Source organism: Streptomyces coerulescens, assembly GCF_042657965.1.
GTDB classification, from domain to species: Bacteria; Actinomycetota; Actinomycetes; order Streptomycetales; family Streptomycetaceae; genus Streptomyces; species Streptomyces coerulescens.
In genome coordinates, this window is sequence record NZ_JBHSKM010000016.1 from 318,841 (window position 1) to 335,382 (window position 16,542).

The window sequence follows — 16,542 nt, forward strand, 5'->3', positions numbered from 1 at the left end:
TCGCTCCTGGGCCGGGTGATGCGCCGGAGCCAAGCTGCGTCAGCCCCGCGGGCGCTCCGGCGGCCGCGGCGGCCGCTTCCAGCTCCGCCCGCACGTGTTCTGCTGGTTGAAGGGAGCCGGCGAGGCGGTGGTCCGGGAAACCTCCGCCGGGGAGGGGTGCGCGGCGCCGCCGCAGCCGGTGACGAGGGCCGCTCCTGCGACGGCGGTCACGAGCCGTCGGGCCCTGGTCGGGGTGGTACGCATGCGCTCTTCCTCAATCCGTGGTCACCGCGGTCCGCTCAGCCGGTCCCGATGAGCCGGTTCCGGGTGGGTTGGCGAAGCCGCGAACCCCGATCTTCACACAGGGGTTCCTGACCTGCGCATGGAGGGCTCCGCCCCTGGCCGCGGCCCTCAAGTCGTCACCACGCCGCCTACGCGGCCAAGAGCAGCGTCACCCCGTGGCCCGCATGCTCTCTTCGCTCGTCAGAATCGCGCTGGCGACGACCGCGAAGAGGTGATCGGCGCGCGGCGCGAGTGAGGGTTGGTCGCCGAGCCAGGCGAGCATGGCCACCAGTGCGAACAGGTCGGCTCCGTCGACGTCGCTGCGTGCCGCGCCTGCCTCCTGGGCGCGGGTGAGGAGACGGGCTCCTGCGGCGCGCAGGGTGACGCACGAGGCGTGGAGTGCGGACTCGGGGTCGTCGATGGCGGCTGCCATGAGCACCGTCACACCCCGGTATTCGGTGGTCCAGGCGACACAGTCGCGGAGCCAGGACACGAGGGCGTCCTCGGGCGAGTTCGACGTCTCGAGCGCGTGGGCCTCGGCCGTCAGCTCGTCGAAGCTCGTGCGGAGCAGGGCGTCGAGCAGCGCCTCGCGTGTGGGGAAGTGACGCAGCAGCGTGGCGAGGCCGACGTCGGCCCTGCGCGCGATGTCGCGCAGTGACACGTCGACGCCCTGCTCGGCGATGGCGCTGCCTGCTACGGCGAGCAGGTGGTCGCGGTTCTTCCTGGCGTCGGCCCGCATCGGTCCCTCTTGACTATCCGGATCAGTGGTCCATATATTCGGATCAGTGATCCGTTTATGTGGATCGCCGATCCGAATCAGCGTATCCCGCGACCCGGGCAGGAGAAGAAGCAATGCCTACACACACGATGCGAGCGGTCCGGCTGCACGCGCACGGCGGCCCTGAAGTGCTGCAATACGACGAGGTGCCGCTTCCCGAGCCGGGGCCGGGCGAGGTGCTCGTCCGGGTGCACGCGGTGGGTGTCAACCCTCCCGACCGGTACCTGCGCGGCGGGCTGACCACCATGCCGGGGGAGGGGGAGTCGTCGGTGAGTCTGCCGGTCATTCCGGGGACGGACGTGTCGGGAGTCGTCGAAGCCGTCGCATCGAACGTGGACAGCCTCTCCGTCGGCGATGAGGTCTTCGGCCTTCTGCGCTTCCCCAGCTTCCACGGCAGCGCCTACGCCGAGTACGTGGCCGCACCCGCCGCCGATCTCGCCCGCAAGCCGGCCGGCATCGACCACGTGCACGCCGCCGCGATGCCCATGGCGGCACTCACGGCATGGCAGTTCCTGATCGACGTCGGACACGACCACCCCTCGCCCTTCCAACCGGCACGGCATCGCCCGACTCCACTCGACGCCGACACGGCCGTCCTGATCAACGGCGCCGCGGGCGGCGTAGGCCATTTCGCACTGCAACTGGCGAAGTGGAAGGGCGCACACGTCACCGCGGTGGCATCCGGCACCCACGAGTCCTTCCTGCGCGAACTCGGCGCCGACCAGTTCATCGACTACACCAAGAGCCGCCCCGAAGAACTGGTCCACGACATCGACCTCGTCCTCGACACCGTCGGCGGCCCCAACAGCAAGCGTTTCCTGCGCACCTTGAGGCGCGGCGGCTCGCACTTCCCCGTGTTCCCCGGGGACTTCGACGAAGCCGAGACCGCGAAGCTCGGCGTCACGGTCTCCATCGCCCAGGTCCGCTCGAACGGCGCTCAGCTCGCCGAACTGGGGCGCCTGCTCGACGCGGGCACCATCCGTGTCGCGATCGACAGCACGTTCAAACTCGCGGACGCCCGGGCAGCACACGAACGCGCCGCCCGAGGCCACATCCAAGGCAAGATCGTACTCACGGTCGCTTGAAAGCGAGCCGCCTCTTTGACGGGGGTTATCCGGTGGGTGCATCGGGTGCATCGGGCGGCCCAGGGGTGAACCGGCAGGTCGAGGCTCTAACCTCGCTGGAACAGGTACATACCGACGATCTTCCCCTTGATCGCCACGCGCTGCCCCGACGACAGCCACTTGTCACGTGACTCCTCGCCGAGCTGGACGTAGACGTATTGAGCCGTGTGTAGCTTCCAGCCCACATCTTCGATCCGTGAAAGCAGGTCGCTGCGCGGCGAAGAAGGCATATCAGGGTGATCAGCCTTGATCCTGACATTCGCCGGTCGGCCGAGGTCCTGTCCGGTCCCTCCATAAGGGTTCAAGCTGCCTGAGCTGCGCTGGCTGATCTCAGTCTCGAACCAACCATCACCGCGTGCGAATGCCTGGCGGGCCTGCTCAATGATGGGGCCCTGGACCAGTTCCATGTATTCGTTGTATTCGTTCCACCGCTCGGTGGCTTCGGTTTCCCGGGCCTCCGACCCAGCCGCGAGTTCCTCCTGCCTGCTCTGCCACCGCTCTTGGATCCCCATCGGTACCCCCTCGCGCGCCCTGCTTCCAGGTGTAGCGGCTCATACAACTCGCTGCGTACACCAGCCAGCTCGGAGGAGGCAAGGGATCGACCGCCATCTGCCGGTTGCGAGGCGGGTTGACCCCGGCCCGCCTTCCAAGTGCGCCCAGTCGAGCGTCGCCCGCTCCCCACGCCCCGAACGTCGAAGTCGCCGTTCGCATAAGCCAAGTAAGCAAACGCTCGCACGCCGCCCCCGGAAGTAACCCTCGCCTCAGGGGTTGACAGAAAACGCTGAGCGACACAGCCTTTGGCAACGTTGTCATCCGGTTCGGCGCGGGCGTGCGGAGCCGGTTCGGCTTGCGCTTTTGATGGGACGTCACACACATGACAGATCTGTCGGGTCCGTCGCGCCTCCCGTCGCGACGGACCATCGTCACCTCGGGGACCACGCTGCTGGCCGGGTTCGGCCTGAGCTCCGTGCTCCCCGTGCCGAATGCTGCTGCCGCCCCCACCGGCGCACCGGCCGCACCCGCCACACCGGGTGAGTTGGCCCTGTACCGACCCGTCTCGGTCTCCTCCACCGCCTACGCCGCCACGCCCGGCTCGTTCGTCGTCGACCGCCTCGCCTCCCCGGGCGTCAAGGGCAGCGGATGGCGCGCCGAGGGAGGTGACCCGCAGTGGATCGCCGTCGACCTGCAGGAGACCTGCGAGGTCACCCACATCCGTCTGACCTTCGAGGCCGACGCCGCCGACCCGGTGTACACGCCGCCCACCAGCGGCAATGTGCACAGCGGCACCACCGGCAAGGAGATCCAGTCGAGCTACTCGCTGGTCTTCGCGGTGGAGACCTCGCTCGACAACAAGTCGTGGACCACGGTGTACCGCACCACGGCCGGCACCGGCGGCCTGGTGGACATCCAGCTCCCGCGCCCCGTTCGGACGCGCTGGGTGCGCATGACCTCCCAGAAGCGCTCCAGCCCGCTGCCCCTCGGCCTCAACGGCTTCGAGGTGTACGGCACCGTCACAGGCCATCGTCCTTCAGCCACGGGCTGGACCGACTGGGGTACGCACTCCGGCAGGGCCCCGAAGCTGACGGTCGCCGACGACGGCACCGTGCCCGTGGAGTCGGGGTGGCGGCTCACCATGGACGACTGGGCCGGCGCGGACGGCGCCGAACTGTCCGACACCTCCGTGGACACCAGTGGCTGGCTGCCCGCGACCGTTCCCGGCACGGTGCTCGGCTCGCTCGTCAGCGAGGGCAAGCTGCCCGACCCGGTGGCGGGTCTGAACAACCTGCACATCCCGGAGGCCCTGTCACGCCACTCGTGGTGGTACAAGCGGGACTTCACGCTGCCGAGGGACCTGCGGACCGGCGCCGGCCGGCACGTCTGGCTGGAGTTCGACGGCATCAACCACAAGGCCGACGTCTGGCTCAACGGCAAGCAGGTCGGCGACCTGACCTACCCGTTCGCCCGGTCCGCCTTCGACGTCACCCGTCACCTCGACGCACACGACGAGCACGCCCTCGCCGTGCGGATCACACCGATGCCGGTGCCCGGCAGCCCGGGGGACAAGGGCCCCGAGGGCGAGGCATGGGTCGACGCCGGCGCACAGCAGATGAACCTCAACTCCCCTACCTACCTCGCCTCCTCGGGTTGGGACTGGATGCCCGCCGTACGCGACCGCGCGGCCGGTATCTGGAACCATGTCCGGCTCAGATCGACCGGGCACGTCGTCATCGGCGATCCGCGGGTGGACACCGTTCTGCCGAAGCTGCCCGACGTATCGGTCGCCGAGGTGACCGTCGTCGTGCCGGTCCGCAACGCCGACGACACCGACCGCCGGGCGACGGTCACCGCCGCCTTCGACGGTGTGCGGGTGTCCAAGAGCGTCACCGTGAAGGCCGGCGAGAGCGTCGACGTCGTCTTCGCGCCCGACGCCTTCAACCAGTTGAAGGTGCGTGACCCCAGGCTGTGGTGGCCCAACGGCCTGGGCGAGCCCCACCTGCACGACCTCACGCTGACGGCCTCGGTCGACGGCCGGGAGAGCGACCGGCGCACCACCCGCTTCGGCATACGCCAGTTCGGCTACGAGTACGAGGTGCCGCTGCCGTTCACCGCGTCCGGCGACGCCTACACGCAGACCGTGACCTTCGACCGGCAGCAGGCCCGGCACGTCCGCATCCGATGCCTGACCCGCGCGACCTCCTGGGGCAGCTCCCTGTGGGCCCTGGCCGTCGGCGACAGCACCCGACCGGGCGTCGACCTCGCCCTGCACGCGCCCGCCGAGGCCTCCAGCACCGACCAGGACGACCACGGCCCGGCCAACGCCACCGACGGCGACGCCGGGACCCGCTGGTCCTCCGCCTTCGAGGACGACCACTGGATACGCGTCGATCTGGGCTCCACGCAGTCCTTCGACCGCGTCGATCTGACCTGGGAACAGGCGTACGCGAAGACCTTCGTGGTCCAGGTCTCGGCGAACGGCTCGGACTGGACGGACGTCGCGTCCATGGACAACGGGGCCGTACCGCTGCCGTTCAACAACGGCAACGCCAGCCTCCAGGTCGAGGACTTCGACCGGCGCACCGCGCGCCACATCCGCCTCGACTGCGGTCTGCGGAACACCAGTTGGGGCAACTCGCTGTGGACCTTCAGCGTCATCGACAGCGGTGACCCGGGCACGGACCTCGCCCTGCGGCAGAAGGTCACCGCCTCCACCGAGGAGTCCGACCACCCCGCGTCCCACGCCACCGACGGCGATGCCGGCACCCGCTGGTCCTCCGCCTACGAGGACCACCAGTGGATCCGGGTCGACCTCGGGTCCTCGCGGACGTTCGACCGCGTCGCCGTCGTCTGGGAGAGCGCGTATCCGAAGACGTACGTCATCCAGGTGTCCGACGACGGCGAGAACTGGACCGACGTCAAGTCCGTGTCCAACACACCCGACCCGCTGAAGATCAGCGTCAACGGTGTGCGCGTGCTGGCCCGTGGCGGCAACTGGGGCTGGGACGAACTGCTGCGCCGTATGCCCGCCGACCGTATGGACGCGGCCGTGCGCATGCACCGCGACATGAACTTCACCATGATCCGCAACTGGGTCGGCAGCAGTGACCGCGAGGAGTTCTTCGCCGCCTGCGACCGGCACGGCATCCTGGTGTGGAACGACTTCCCCAACGCGTGGGGCATGGACCCGCCGGAGCGCGAGGCGTTCATCTCGCTCGCCCGCGACACCGTACTGCGCTACCGCATCCACCCGTGCGTGGCCGTCTGGTGCGGTGCCAACGAGGGCAACCCCCCGGCCGCCATCGACAAGGGCATGCGCGAGGCCGTGCAGGATCAGGTACCCGGCCTGCTCTACCAGAACAACTCGGCCGGCGGAATCGTCACCGGCGGCGGCCCCTACGGCTGGGTGGAGCCGGAGAAGTACTTCGACCCCATGACGTACGGCAGCAAGGACTTCGGCTTCCACACCGAGATCGGCATGCCCGTGGTCTCCACCGCGGCCAGCGTCCGCAACATGACGGGCGACGAGCCCGAGTGGCCCATCGGGGGCGCCTGGTACCACCACGACTGGAGCGAGCGCGGGAATCAGGCGCCGCAGAACTACAAGGCGGCGATCGAAGCACGCCTCGGCGAGTCCGGAGACCTCGACGACTTCGCCCGCAAGGCGCAGTTCGTCAACTACGAGAACACCCGCGCCATGTTCGAGGCGTGGAACGCCAACCTCTGGGACAACGCCTCCGGCCTGATGCTGTGGATGTCCCACCCGGCCTGGCACAGCACGGTCTGGCAGACGTACGACTACGACTTCGACGTCAACGGCACCTACTACGGCGCCCGTTCGGCCTGCGAGCCCCTGCACGTCCAGGCCGACCCGGTGAAGTGGCAGGTCCTCGCGGTCAACCACACCTCGACCGACCTGCGGGGAGCCACCGTCAGCGCCCGGCTGTTCGACCTGGCCGGCCGGCAGCTGGGCACGACCAGGACGGCGCGGCTGGACGTCGCGCGGGCCGCCACCGAGAAGGCGTTCACCGCGGAGTGGACAAACGACCTTCCGGACCTGCACCTGCTGCGGCTCACGCTGACGGACGCCAAGGGCAGGGAGGTGTCACGGAACACCTACTGGCGCTACCGCGACACGTCGGCCCTGCGGAATCTGAACAAGGCCAAGCAGGTGAAGCTGACCGGAGACATCACCAAGGTGTCGCGCTCCGGGGACCGCCACGAGCTGACGGCGACGATCCACAACCGCGGATCGGCGGTGGCCGCCATGGTCCGGCTGTCCCTGCTGGAGGAAGCCCACGGCCGCCGGGTGCTGCCCACGCTGTACAGCGACAACTACCTGTGGCTGCTGCCCGGCGAAACCCGGCGCGTCACCCTGTCCTGGCCGTCCGAGGCCTGCTCCTCACGGCACCCGGTGCTGACCGCGCAGGCGTACAACAGCGCGGTGACGACGCTGCGCGGCTGAGGACCCCGCGTGTCCTGGCCCGGCCGACCGGGCCAGGACACGGTTTCGCGCGGACTTGAGTCTCTCCCGGGGAGAGGGTCCACGGTGGCACTGTTCGCGGCCGATGAACCCCCTCCCACCTCAGACACTGGAGAGCACCATGCAGAAGAACCAGGAGATCCCCGAGATCGAGGAGTTCGTGGGGGAGTACTTCGCCGCGGCCACGGACGCCGCCCGTGAGCGCTACTTCTCACTCTTCGACGACGCCGTCGTCGTACACGACGACGGCCGCAGCCACCATGGGCTCGCCGCGGTGCGACGCTGGCGCGACGAGGTTCCGTCCGTGCACTACGACCTGCGCGAGGTCACCGGCACACGCACCGCCCTGCGAGCCGTCGCGGAGGTCGGCGGCGACTTCCCCGGCAGTCCCGTCACCCTGTGCTTCACTTTCGAACGCGACGCACAGGGGAAGATCACACGGCTGGACATCGCACCCTGACAGCAGGACGCGACGCGTACGACGAGGAGGGCACCGTGGCCGAGCGGCTGACGATCGGGGAGTTCTCACGCATCACGCACGTGAGCATCCGCGCACTGCGCCGCTACCACGAGCAGGACCTCCTCGTCCCCGCGGAGGTCGACCCGGTCACGGGCTACCGCTACTACTCACCGGCGCAGGTCCGGTCCGCGCTCACCATCAGACGGTTCCGCGACCTCGATCTTCCGCTGGCGGACGTCCGACGCTTCCTCCAGGCCGAATCGGCAGGCGGAGGCGGGGCGAGCCATGACGCGGCCCAACAGGTGGTCGCAGCCCACCTCCGCCGTCTCGAAGACCGGCTCGGCCGCACCCAGCGAGCGGTCGAAGCACTCCGGGAGCTCCTCGATCCGGAGGCAGAGCGGACAGTGACACTGGATGTCCTGCCGCCGCAGCAGGTCTTCGCCGTCTCCGTGGACGTCCCGGAGGGAGCGGACCTGAGCTGGTACGACACCGCCATGCGCGACCTGGACGCAGCAGCGGGCCGACGGCCGGTGCTCCCTGCGGGCGGCCGGTATGAACACGAGCTGTTCACCGAGGGCCATGGCCGCGCCACCGTCTATCTCCCCGCCGAGGGGCCCCTGCCACCCGGGGCGCCGGCCACCGTGCGCGAGCTGCGACTGCCGCGGCGGACCGCCGCCGTCGCCACCCACATCGGGCCGCACGACGACCTCGACCTCACCTACGGCGCGGTGGGCACCTTCGCCGCCCGGAACGGACTGCGCGCCCAGCGCATCGTCGAGGAGGTCTATCTCGTCGGGCCGCGCGACATCGACCAGCCCGATCGCTGGCGCACGCTCGTGGCCTGGCTCGTCGAGCCCGACACCGACTGATCGGCCGCCCGCGCGAAGGCGGCAGCGACCCGGCTGGTCCGCGGCGCGAGGTCAGTCGATGTACAGATCGCCCGTGAGGTACTTGAGCCCGGTGTCCGGGGCGACGGTCACGACGACGTGGCCTTCTCCGATCTCCCGGGCCAGGTGCAGCGCACCGGCGACGTTCAGCGCGCCCGAGGTGCCGGTGAAGATGCCTTCCTGCCGAGCCAGCGGCAAGGCCAGCCGACGGGCCTCCTGCTCGTCGACGGCGCGGGCTTCGTCGTACGAGTCGGCTGTCAGCAGCGGTGGGACGATCCCGGTGGCGATTCCCTCCACCCGGTGCGGTCCGGCCGTGCCTGCAGTGAGCATCGGCGAAGAGGTCGGCTCGAGAGCGACGGCGCGGAGCGGACCACCCTCGCGCAACGCCGCGGAGACGCCGGCGAACATTCCGGCCGTGCCGACGGCGGCGCAGAAGACGTCCACCGTCACCCCGTCGCCACCGGCCTGCTGAAGGATCTCGCGACCGAGTTCCGCGTAGCCGGTGAGGGCATCGACGTTATGGAACTGGTCGGTCCAGAAGGCGCCGTCGCGCTCGATGATCCGGTCGACTTCTTCCCGCATCCGCACGAAGAGTCCGGGCGTGATCCGGCCCCCGTCGCTGGGCACCACGGTCACATCCGCGCCGAACGCCCGCATCGTGCGCAGCTTCTCCGGTGCGAACGCATCCGAGGTCACGACCGACAGCGGATACTCCTTCACCGCGCAGACGAAGGCCAATGAGGAGCCCGTGCTGCCGCCGGTGAACTCCACGACGCGCTGGCCCGGCCGCAGGGCACCGCGGCGTTCCGCGCCCTCGATCATGGCCAGAGCCATCCGGTCCTTGTAGCTGCCGGTGGGGTTGGTCCCCTCCACCTTGACCAGGATGTCAGCGGCCCGGTCGGGTACGACACGACTCAGGCGCACCAGCGGGGTCCCGCCGATCGTCTGGAGGGACGAGGACCGAATACCGGGCAGACCCATGGGATTCCTCGCTCACCTCGCGATCCGGAAGCCCGGACCGCCGATCTCGGCAGCGGCCGTGAACAAGCCAAGGCTAAGTCCGTCGCGAGGGGATTGTGCGGCGGCGCCCGGGAGGGAACGCCGGGAAGGGAATCGTCGCCCCGATTGGGCCACTGGCCCATCAGGTATGGCATCTCGTATTCCACCGTTTAAGGATCCGGAGTCTTGCATTACCATCGGCACGCAGTCGGCCGCCAAGCACAGCCGTATGTCCATCTGATGGCGCGAGCAGGACCGTCACCGCTCAACCCCCTTTCCGCACGGAGATATTGCGAGGTCATCGTGGCTGCTCTCGACTCACTTGACGTGTCCATCCTGCGAGAACTCCTGGCCCGGCCCCGGGCGGGGATGCGGGAGTTCGCTCGCACGCTCGGCATAGCCCGAGGGACGGTGCACACACGGATGAGTCGTCTGGAGCGGCTCGGCGTGATCAACGACTACGCCCCCCGGGTCTCCCCGGCGCAGCTCGGCTTTCCCATCCTGGCGTTCATCCATCTTCATCTGGCGCAAGGGCAGCTCGCGCGGGTGACCCGGGCCCTGGTGCTGGTCGACGAGGTGCTGGAAGCGCATACGACGGCCGGGGAAGGCGACGTGCTGTGCCGTGTCGCCGCCCGGGACACGGAGCACGTCGAGGAGATCATCCAGCGCTTCCTGCAACTGCCCGGTGTGGTGCGCTGCCGTACCGAGATCGCACTGAGCGAGCGGGTGCCGAGCCGCATCACCCCGCTGCTGTCCCTGGTCGCCCAGGATCTCGCGTCGAACGAGACGAAGGCGGCTCCGCAAGCGCCCGGCGCACCTCTGCCCTGAGCCGATGGATCACGTGGCCCAGTAATGGCGAGGTCGTTCTGGTCCATCGGCTCAGTTGTCGGCGCCCGGAGCAGGCCACGGGCCCATGCTGGTGCGACTGTGCCCGGCGCAGCCATCTGCGCTCCTCAAGCATGAACAGGAGGCGAGATGACGACCTTCGTCCGTGCCGACTCCCGTCCTCACGACGGTGATCGCGACGATGCACCGGTCGACCCGCGTCGGCGGTACCAGGCCACGGCCGGTCGGGTGCAACTCACCGGGATCCAGGCGCTGGCACGGTTGCCGATCGACCAGCACCGGCGTGATCTCGCCGCCGGGAAGGACGTCGCCACCTTCATCTCCGGCTACGAGGGGTCGCCGCTGGCCGGCTACGACCTGGAGCTGGGCCGCCTGCGGTCCCTGCTCGACGCCAACGACGTACGGCATGTGCCCGGCCTCAACGAGGAGGCCGCGGCCACCGCGGTGCAGGGCAGCCAGCTGGCCAACACCCTCGACGGCGCCACGCGCGACGGCGTACTGGGCATCTGGTACGGCAAGGCACCCGGCCTGGACCGGGCCACCGACGCCCTGCGGCACGGCAACCTCATGGGTGCCCACCCCGCGGGCGGCGCTCTGGTGCTCGTGGGCGACGATCCGGCCGCGAAGTCGTCCAGCGTGCCCTGCTCCTCCGAGCTGGCGCTGATGGACCTGGCCATTCCGTTCCTCTACCCGGGCGACTCCCAGGAAGTGCTGGACCTCGGCCTCCACGCGGTGGAGCTGTCGCGCGCCACCGGCCTCTGGACGGGACTGAAGATTGTGACCGCGGTCGCCGACGGCTCTTCGCTCGTCGACCTCGGCGCCGAGCACCCGGCGCCGGTGCTTCCCGCGGGCTCGCGTCGCCACCAGCCGACCGCCCGTCTCCTCCAGCCCACGCTAGGTCCGCTGGAGCGGGACCTGATGACGACCCGGCTGCGGCTCGCCCGCGAGTACTGCCGCCTCAACCGGCTCAACCGGATCGAGGTGCGCGGGAGCGACGACGTCATCGGCATCGCGGCCTCCGGCCGTACCTACCGCGAGCTCCGTGCCGCGCTCGACCGACTCGGCCTGACCGACGCACGCCTCACCGAGGCCGGCATCCGACTCCTCAAGATCGCGATGCCCTACCCCCTGGACGCCGAGACGATCGTCGAGTTCGCCGACGGCCTCGACCGGATCATCGTCGTCGAGGAGAAGCGCTCCTTCATCGAGACCGCGGTGCGCGAAGCCCTCTACGGGCGCGCCGGTGCTCCAAGGGTTCTCGGGAAGGAGGACGAGCAGGGCAGGGAGCTGATCCCGTCCTACGGCGAGCTCGACGCCGACACCCTGGTGCGCCCCCTCGCCCGCGAACTCGGCGCCCGCGGCGTCACCGTGAAACACCGGCACACCGAGCGCGTCGACGGCCGCACCCAGCTGCCCCTGATCAGCCTTCCCAAGCGAGCCCCCTACTTCTGCTCCGGCTGCCCGCACAACAGCTCCACCAAGGTGCCCGACGACTCGCTGGTCGGCGGGGGCATCGGCTGCCACGCCATGGTCCTGCTCATGGACGAGGACCAGGTCGGCACGGTCACCGGCCTCTCCCAGATGGGCGGCGAGGGCCTGCAGTGGATCGGCATGGCGCCGTACCTCCGACGCGAGCACTACCTGCAGAATCTGGGCGACGGCACCTTCGACCACTCCGGCTCGCTGGCGATCAGGGCCGCCGTGGCCGCCGGGGTGAACATCACCTACAAGCTGCTCTACAACTCCGCCGTGGCGATGACCGGCGGCCAGAGCGCCGTGGGTGCCATGGACCTCCGCCAGATCGTCGACGTCCTGCGCGCCGAGAAGGTGGCCCGGATCATCGTCACCACCGACGACGTCCGCCGGACCCGGCGCATGCGGCTGCCGCACGACGTCAAGGTCTGGGACCGCGGCCGGATGGAGGAGGCCCAGCGGGAGCTGGCCGGGATCCCCGGCGTCACCGTGCTCGTGCACGACCAGGAGTGCGCCACCGAGAAGCGGCGCAAGTGGAAGCGCGGCAAGCTCGACAAGCCCACCACCCGCGTGTTCATCAACGAGCGCATCTGCGAGGGCTGCGGCGACTGCGGGCACAAGTCCAACTGCCTGTCGGTCCAGCCGGTCGAGACCGAGTTCGGCCGCAAGACCCAGATCCACCAGGCTTCGTGCAACGTCGACTACAGCTGTCTGAAGGGCGACTGCCCGGCCTTCATGACGATCACCGGCGTCGAATCGGCGAAGAGCGCCGCCGGCACTACGGCCCGCGATCCGCGGGTGCTCGGTGACGCACCCCTTCCCGACCCCGCCCCCACCGTCACCGGCGACTTCGGCGTACGACTGACCGGCGTCGGCGGCACCGGCGTGGTGACCGTCTCTCAGATCCTCGCCACCGCGGGCCTGCTCGCGGGCTGGACACCGCGCTCGCTGGATCAGACCGGACTCGCGCAGAAGGGCGGCGCGGTCGTCTCCGACATCCGCTTCCACCGTGCGGGGCAGGGGCGCTCCAACAAACTGGGTGCCGGTGAGTGCGACCTCTACCTCGGCTGCGACATCCTGGTGGCCGCCGACGAGGGCAACCTGGCGGTGACCTCGCCGGACCGAACGGTGGCGGTGCTCAACACCGCGAGGGTCGCGACCGGTCACATGGTCGCCGACGTCCGCCAGACCTTCCCCGACACCAGCGCCCTGAGCGAGCGGCTGCTGGTGCGGGTGCGGCCCGGCGCGGAGGTGCTTGACGCGCGGGAGACGGTGCTGGCGCTGCTGGGCGACGACCAGTACCTCAACACCTTCCTGATCGGCGTCGGGTTCCAGCTGGGCGCCCTCCCGCTGCCGGCCGAGGCCGTCGAGGAAGCGATCCGGATCAACGGCGTCGCGGTGGAGGCCAACCTCCAGGCATTCCGCTACGGGCGGCTGTGGATCGCGGACCGCGACGCGGTGACAGCAGCTCTCCGCACGGACCGCTCCCGCACCCCCGAATCCGGGCGCACGGCCACCGGCCCCACGTCGCTCGGTGAACTGGTAGCGCACCGCATCAGTGAACTGACGGCATATCAGAACGCTCGGTACGCCACCCGTTACGCCGAGATGGTCGACGCGGTCCGTGAGCGCGAACGCGAGATCGTCCCCGGGACCGACGAGTTGGCCACGGCCGTGGCCAGGAACCTGTTCAAGCTCATGGCCTACAAGGACGAGTACGAAGTGGCCCGCCTCGCCCTCGACGAAGGCGTCGCAGCCGAGGTGACGGAGCAGTTCGGTCCCGGGGCGCGGGCGCAGTGGAACCTCCAGCCCCCGGTCCTGCGCGCCCTCGGCATGCAGCGCAAGATCCGGCTCGGCCGCTGGTTCCGCCCCGGTTTCATCGTCCTCCACGGCATGCGCCGACTGCGGGGAACCGCGCTCGACCCATTCGGCCGGGCGCATGTGCGCAAAGTCGAGCGAGCACTGCTGGAGGATTACTCCGAGCGCGTCACCCTCCTGCTCACCGGTCTCACCCCCGCCAACCACGCGGTGGCCGTACAGATCGCCTCGCTCCCCGACATGGTCCGCGGGTACGAGGAGGTCAAGCTCCGCAATGTCGAGGCGTACCGCGCCCGTCTGGCCGAGCTGACCGAACGCTTCGGGTGACGCCCTCGGGTGCCGTCCCTCACAGGAAACGCCACAGATGGTCGGCCGTGCCGTTGTCGTCGAACTGGACCACTTGCGCGCTGTCGGCGGTCGACATGCCGTCCACGCCCAGCACCTTGTTGCTGTTCTTGTTGAGGACGCGGTACCAGCCGTCGCCGTTGTCGATCAGTTTCCAGAGGTGATCGGCCGTGCCGTTGTCCTCGAACTGCACGACGACGGCGCTGTTCTCCATGGACATGTGGTCGACGCCGAGAACCTTTCCGCTGTGGCCGTTGCGGATCAGACACCAGCCGTCGCCCTGGTCGATGAGCTGCCAGGCGTGGTCGCCGGTACCGGTGTTGGCGAACTGCACGACCCGGGCGCTGTTCTCGGTGGACATCCCGTCCACGGCCAGGACCTTGCCGCTGTGCTTGTTCGCGAGACGGCGGAAGGGCGGTTCCGGGGTCCACTGCCTTCCGTCGGGGGCCGCCGTGGGGAAGCAGGTGATACGCAGGCGCGCCGCACCCGAGGGGATGAGGGTGACGGTTTCCACGGCTGCGGAGCTGCGAGCCGGGCTGTCCTGGAGCGGAGCGACGACCAGTTCGTCGTCCGCGATCCACTCCGGAATACGCCGGGCCTGCGCCGAGATCCGCACCGGCGTGGCTTGCGCGGTGAAGGGCTGGTCCGGCACGCCGGAACCGGTCCGGGTGAAGGTGAGCTGCGTGTCCGGCGCCAGGCCGTAGTTCCATGGGGTCGTGGCGTGGACCTCGTAGGCGGGGAAGGTGTCCGTTCCGCCGATGCGTTCGTAGCGTTCCCCGAGGTCCAGGGAGTAGGTGAGCGGGCCCCGTTCGACGCTCACCGAACCGTGCTGACCGGGCCAGGTGCGCAGCCGGGGCTGCTGGGGGAAGCGGACGCGGACGACGTCGCCCTCGCGCCAGGTGCGCTCCACGCGTGCCCAGGCGGGACCGTCCGAGGCGGCGACCGTGGCGCCGTTCACGCGGAGTTCGGGGCCGCGACACCAGCCGGGGATGCGCAGGTGCAGGGGGAACCGCACCGGGCGGGGCGTGGAGACGGTCAGGGTGACCGTGTCCCCGAAGGGGTAGTCCGTGGTCTCGGTGACGGTCACGTTCGTGCCGCCGGCGACCTGGGTGCGGACCGAGCTGGGTGCGTAGAGCGCGGCCGCGAGGCCACCGTCGGGGGTGCCGAGCCAGAGTTCCTCGGTGAAGTACGGCCAGCCCATGCCGTAGTTGTGCGGGCAGCAGCGGTACTGGTCGACGCCGGCCTGGAAGGCCTGCATGGCGAAGCCGTTCTGGAACTGCCCCTGCGTCTTGGTCCGGTTGTCGAGGTCGGTGCTGTTGGCGCTGGTGATGTAGTGGATGGATGTGCCGCGCGGGTCGAGGGACGCGGGGAGCATGTTGAACGCCAGGTCCTCGCAGCGGTCCGCCCACACCGGGTCACCGGTGATCCGCGTCAGCAGCTCGTGGCTGGCCATGAACTCGACGATGCCGCAGGTCTCGAAGCCTTGGCGGGGGTCCGTGAAGCCGGGCCGGTAGTTCTCGTCCCCGGCCATCCCTCCACCGGGGAACCTGCCGTACTCGGCCATGACGGCGTCGTAGGCACGGTATGTCGCCCGGGTGAGGTCGGCCGAGTCGATCAGCTGCGCGTACTGGGCCGGCTCGCGGAAACCCTGGGCGATGTTGACGTTGTGCCGGCTCGGTGTGGCGCCGGTCCAGTCGGCTCCGTGGGTGTGCATCTTGGCCGCGAGGTCGAGCAGGAACGTCTCCCCGGTACGGCGGTAGAGCCAGACGGCGATGTCGAGGCCGTCGCCCCAACGGTAGGACACCCAGCTGGTGTTGAAGGAGCCCGGCCCCTGGGCGTTCATGAAGCGGAGGAAGCGGACCAGGAAGGGCACCACGCGCTGATCGCCGGTGTACTCCTCGTGGCTGCGCAGGGCTTGCAGCAGCGGCAGGAAGGGCCAGAAGTCGGGGCCGCCGTTGAGGGAGGAGCGCAGGGCGCGCGGGCCGAAGAACCCGTCGCTCTGCTGCGTGGCCAGGATGGCGTCCACCCACTCGCGTGACCTGGCCAGCGCACCGGCGTCGCGGGTGGCGATGGCCAGCGGAATGTATCCCCGCAGCCAGTAGGGAACCTCCTCCCAGGCGTTGCGCTCGGGGTGCACCCAGCCGGTCGTCGAGAAGTCGAGGAAATGGGAGCCGGCCTCGAAGCGTCCGCACAGACCGTCGAGTTGCAACCTCAGCTGCCCGGCCAGCCAGCCACGAGCGGTGACGCTGCCGGGCCGGAGCTTGCGGAACTTGTCGGGTACGCGGGTCTCCGCCGACGGAGAGGGCGCCGCCGCCGCGACTCCGGCGAAAGAGGTGCCGAGAGCCGCGGCTCCCCACGAGAACGAGCCCGCGCCGAGCAGCGCCCGTCTGCTGATGGACATGTCGATGACCTGCCTTCCGGAAGGGAACCGATGGTGGGGACAACGTTGTCCCGCCTGCCGAGGTGCGAGCCATGCGTCTCTACAACGTTGGAAATTGCGGCCGTTGGCATGACAGCACGCTCGCAGGGACCTGTCCAGGGGTGGCGCATCAAAGGATGCGATGGTGATCCGC

At 69.6% G+C, this 16,542-nt stretch carries 11 protein-coding genes; 6 read left to right on the forward strand and 5 right to left on the reverse strand.

Going from position 1 to position 16,542, the window contains the following annotated elements:
* Positions 1-39 precede the first annotated feature (39 nt).
* Together ACFPQ9_RS22900 and ACFPQ9_RS22905 are read right to left on the reverse strand one after the other, a co-directional pair.
* Entirely contained in the window at positions 40-243 is a 204-nt protein-coding gene (locus ACFPQ9_RS22900; RefSeq protein ID WP_380856164.1) for a hypothetical protein, read from the reverse strand.
* A gap of 187 nt (positions 244-430) precedes the next feature.
* Positions 431-1,000 (reverse strand): TetR/AcrR family transcriptional regulator, encoded by a 570-nt coding sequence (locus tag ACFPQ9_RS22905; RefSeq protein WP_380856167.1) that lies wholly within the window; start codon positions 998-1,000, stop codon positions 431-433.
* Between the two features lie 113 nt (positions 1,001-1,113).
* On the opposite strand from ACFPQ9_RS22905, the gene ACFPQ9_RS22910 reads away from it, so the two are divergent.
* Positions 1,114-2,124: an NADP-dependent oxidoreductase gene (locus ACFPQ9_RS22910; protein ID WP_380856170.1), complete on the forward strand. Its 1,011-nt coding sequence runs from the start codon at positions 1,114-1,116 to the stop codon at positions 2,122-2,124.
* Between the two features lie 86 nt (positions 2,125-2,210).
* Here ACFPQ9_RS22910 and ACFPQ9_RS22915 read toward each other — a convergent pair whose 3' ends face one another.
* The gene (locus ACFPQ9_RS22915) at positions 2,211-2,675 is read right to left on the reverse strand and encodes a hypothetical protein (protein WP_380856173.1); all 465 of its coding nucleotides are present in this window, start codon (positions 2,673-2,675) and stop codon (positions 2,211-2,213) included.
* Positions 2,676-3,037: 362 nt separating this feature from the next.
* Here ACFPQ9_RS22915 and ACFPQ9_RS22920 point away from each other — a divergent pair, with 362 nt between their 5' ends.
* The 3 genes from ACFPQ9_RS22920 to ACFPQ9_RS22930 all read left to right on the forward strand — a co-directional run bounded on the left by ACFPQ9_RS22920 (position 3,038) and on the right by ACFPQ9_RS22930 (position 8,470).
* Positions 3,038-7,123 (forward strand): discoidin domain-containing protein, encoded by a 4,086-nt coding sequence (locus tag ACFPQ9_RS22920; protein WP_380856176.1) that lies wholly within the window; start codon positions 3,038-3,040, stop codon positions 7,121-7,123.
* 139 nt (positions 7,124-7,262) lie between these two features.
* Positions 7,263-7,601, forward strand: coding sequence for a nuclear transport factor 2 family protein (locus ACFPQ9_RS22925; protein WP_380856178.1), 339 nt, complete (start codon positions 7,263-7,265; stop codon positions 7,599-7,601).
* A 35-nt stretch (positions 7,602-7,636) separates the two neighbouring features.
* Positions 7,637-8,470, forward strand: a complete 834-nt coding sequence (locus ACFPQ9_RS22930) for a MerR family transcriptional regulator (protein ID WP_380856182.1) — start codon at positions 7,637-7,639, stop codon at positions 8,468-8,470.
* A 51-nt stretch (positions 8,471-8,521) separates the two neighbouring features.
* Here the strand turns inward: ACFPQ9_RS22930 and ACFPQ9_RS22935 are convergent, their stop codons facing one another.
* Entirely contained in the window at positions 8,522-9,469 is a 948-nt protein-coding gene (locus ACFPQ9_RS22935; protein WP_380856184.1) for a PLP-dependent cysteine synthase family protein, read from the reverse strand.
* A 258-nt stretch (positions 9,470-9,727) separates the two neighbouring features.
* Here ACFPQ9_RS22935 and ACFPQ9_RS22940 point away from each other — a divergent pair, with 258 nt between their 5' ends.
* Complete coding sequence (locus tag ACFPQ9_RS22940) at positions 9,728-10,315, forward strand: Lrp/AsnC family transcriptional regulator (protein ID WP_380856187.1); 588 nt, start codon at positions 9,728-9,730, stop codon at positions 10,313-10,315.
* 147 nt (positions 10,316-10,462) lie between these two features.
* Complete coding sequence (locus ACFPQ9_RS22945; protein ID WP_380856190.1) at positions 10,463-13,951, forward strand: indolepyruvate ferredoxin oxidoreductase family protein; 3,489 nt, start codon at positions 10,463-10,465, stop codon at positions 13,949-13,951.
* A 19-nt stretch (positions 13,952-13,970) separates the two neighbouring features.
* On the opposite strand, the gene ACFPQ9_RS22950 is transcribed toward ACFPQ9_RS22945, so the two are convergent.
* Positions 13,971-16,370: a beta-L-arabinofuranosidase domain-containing protein gene (locus ACFPQ9_RS22950; protein ID WP_380856193.1), complete on the reverse strand. Its 2,400-nt coding sequence runs from the start codon at positions 16,368-16,370 to the stop codon at positions 13,971-13,973.
* Positions 16,371-16,542 lie beyond the last annotated feature (172 nt).

Excerpts from the sequence above, each read along its gene's own strand:
- ACFPQ9_RS22900 (WP_380856164.1), bottom strand. The coding sequence starts at position 243 with ATGCGTACCACCCCGACCAGGGCCCGACGGCTCGTGACCGCCGTCGCA.
- ACFPQ9_RS22905 (WP_380856167.1), bottom strand. The coding sequence starts at position 1,000 with ATGCGGGCCGACGCCAGGAAGAACCGCGACCACCTGCTCGCCGTAGCA.
- ACFPQ9_RS22910 (WP_380856170.1), top strand. The coding sequence starts at position 1,114 with ATGCCTACACACACGATGCGAGCGGTCCGGCTGCACGCGCACGGCGGC.
- ACFPQ9_RS22915 (WP_380856173.1), bottom strand. The coding sequence starts at position 2,675 with ATGGGGATCCAAGAGCGGTGGCAGAGCAGGCAGGAGGAACTCGCGGCT.
- ACFPQ9_RS22920 (WP_380856176.1), top strand. The coding sequence starts at position 3,038 with ATGACAGATCTGTCGGGTCCGTCGCGCCTCCCGTCGCGACGGACCATC.
- ACFPQ9_RS22925 (WP_380856178.1), top strand. The coding sequence starts at position 7,263 with ATGCAGAAGAACCAGGAGATCCCCGAGATCGAGGAGTTCGTGGGGGAG.
- ACFPQ9_RS22935 (WP_380856184.1), bottom strand. The coding sequence starts at position 9,469 with ATGGGTCTGCCCGGTATTCGGTCCTCGTCCCTCCAGACGATCGGCGGG.
- ACFPQ9_RS22940 (WP_380856187.1), top strand. The coding sequence starts at position 9,728 with ATGGCGCGAGCAGGACCGTCACCGCTCAACCCCCTTTCCGCACGGAGA.
- ACFPQ9_RS22945 (WP_380856190.1), top strand. The coding sequence starts at position 10,463 with ATGACGACCTTCGTCCGTGCCGACTCCCGTCCTCACGACGGTGATCGC.
- ACFPQ9_RS22950 (WP_380856193.1), bottom strand. The coding sequence starts at position 16,370 with ATGTCCATCAGCAGACGGGCGCTGCTCGGCGCGGGCTCGTTCTCGTGG.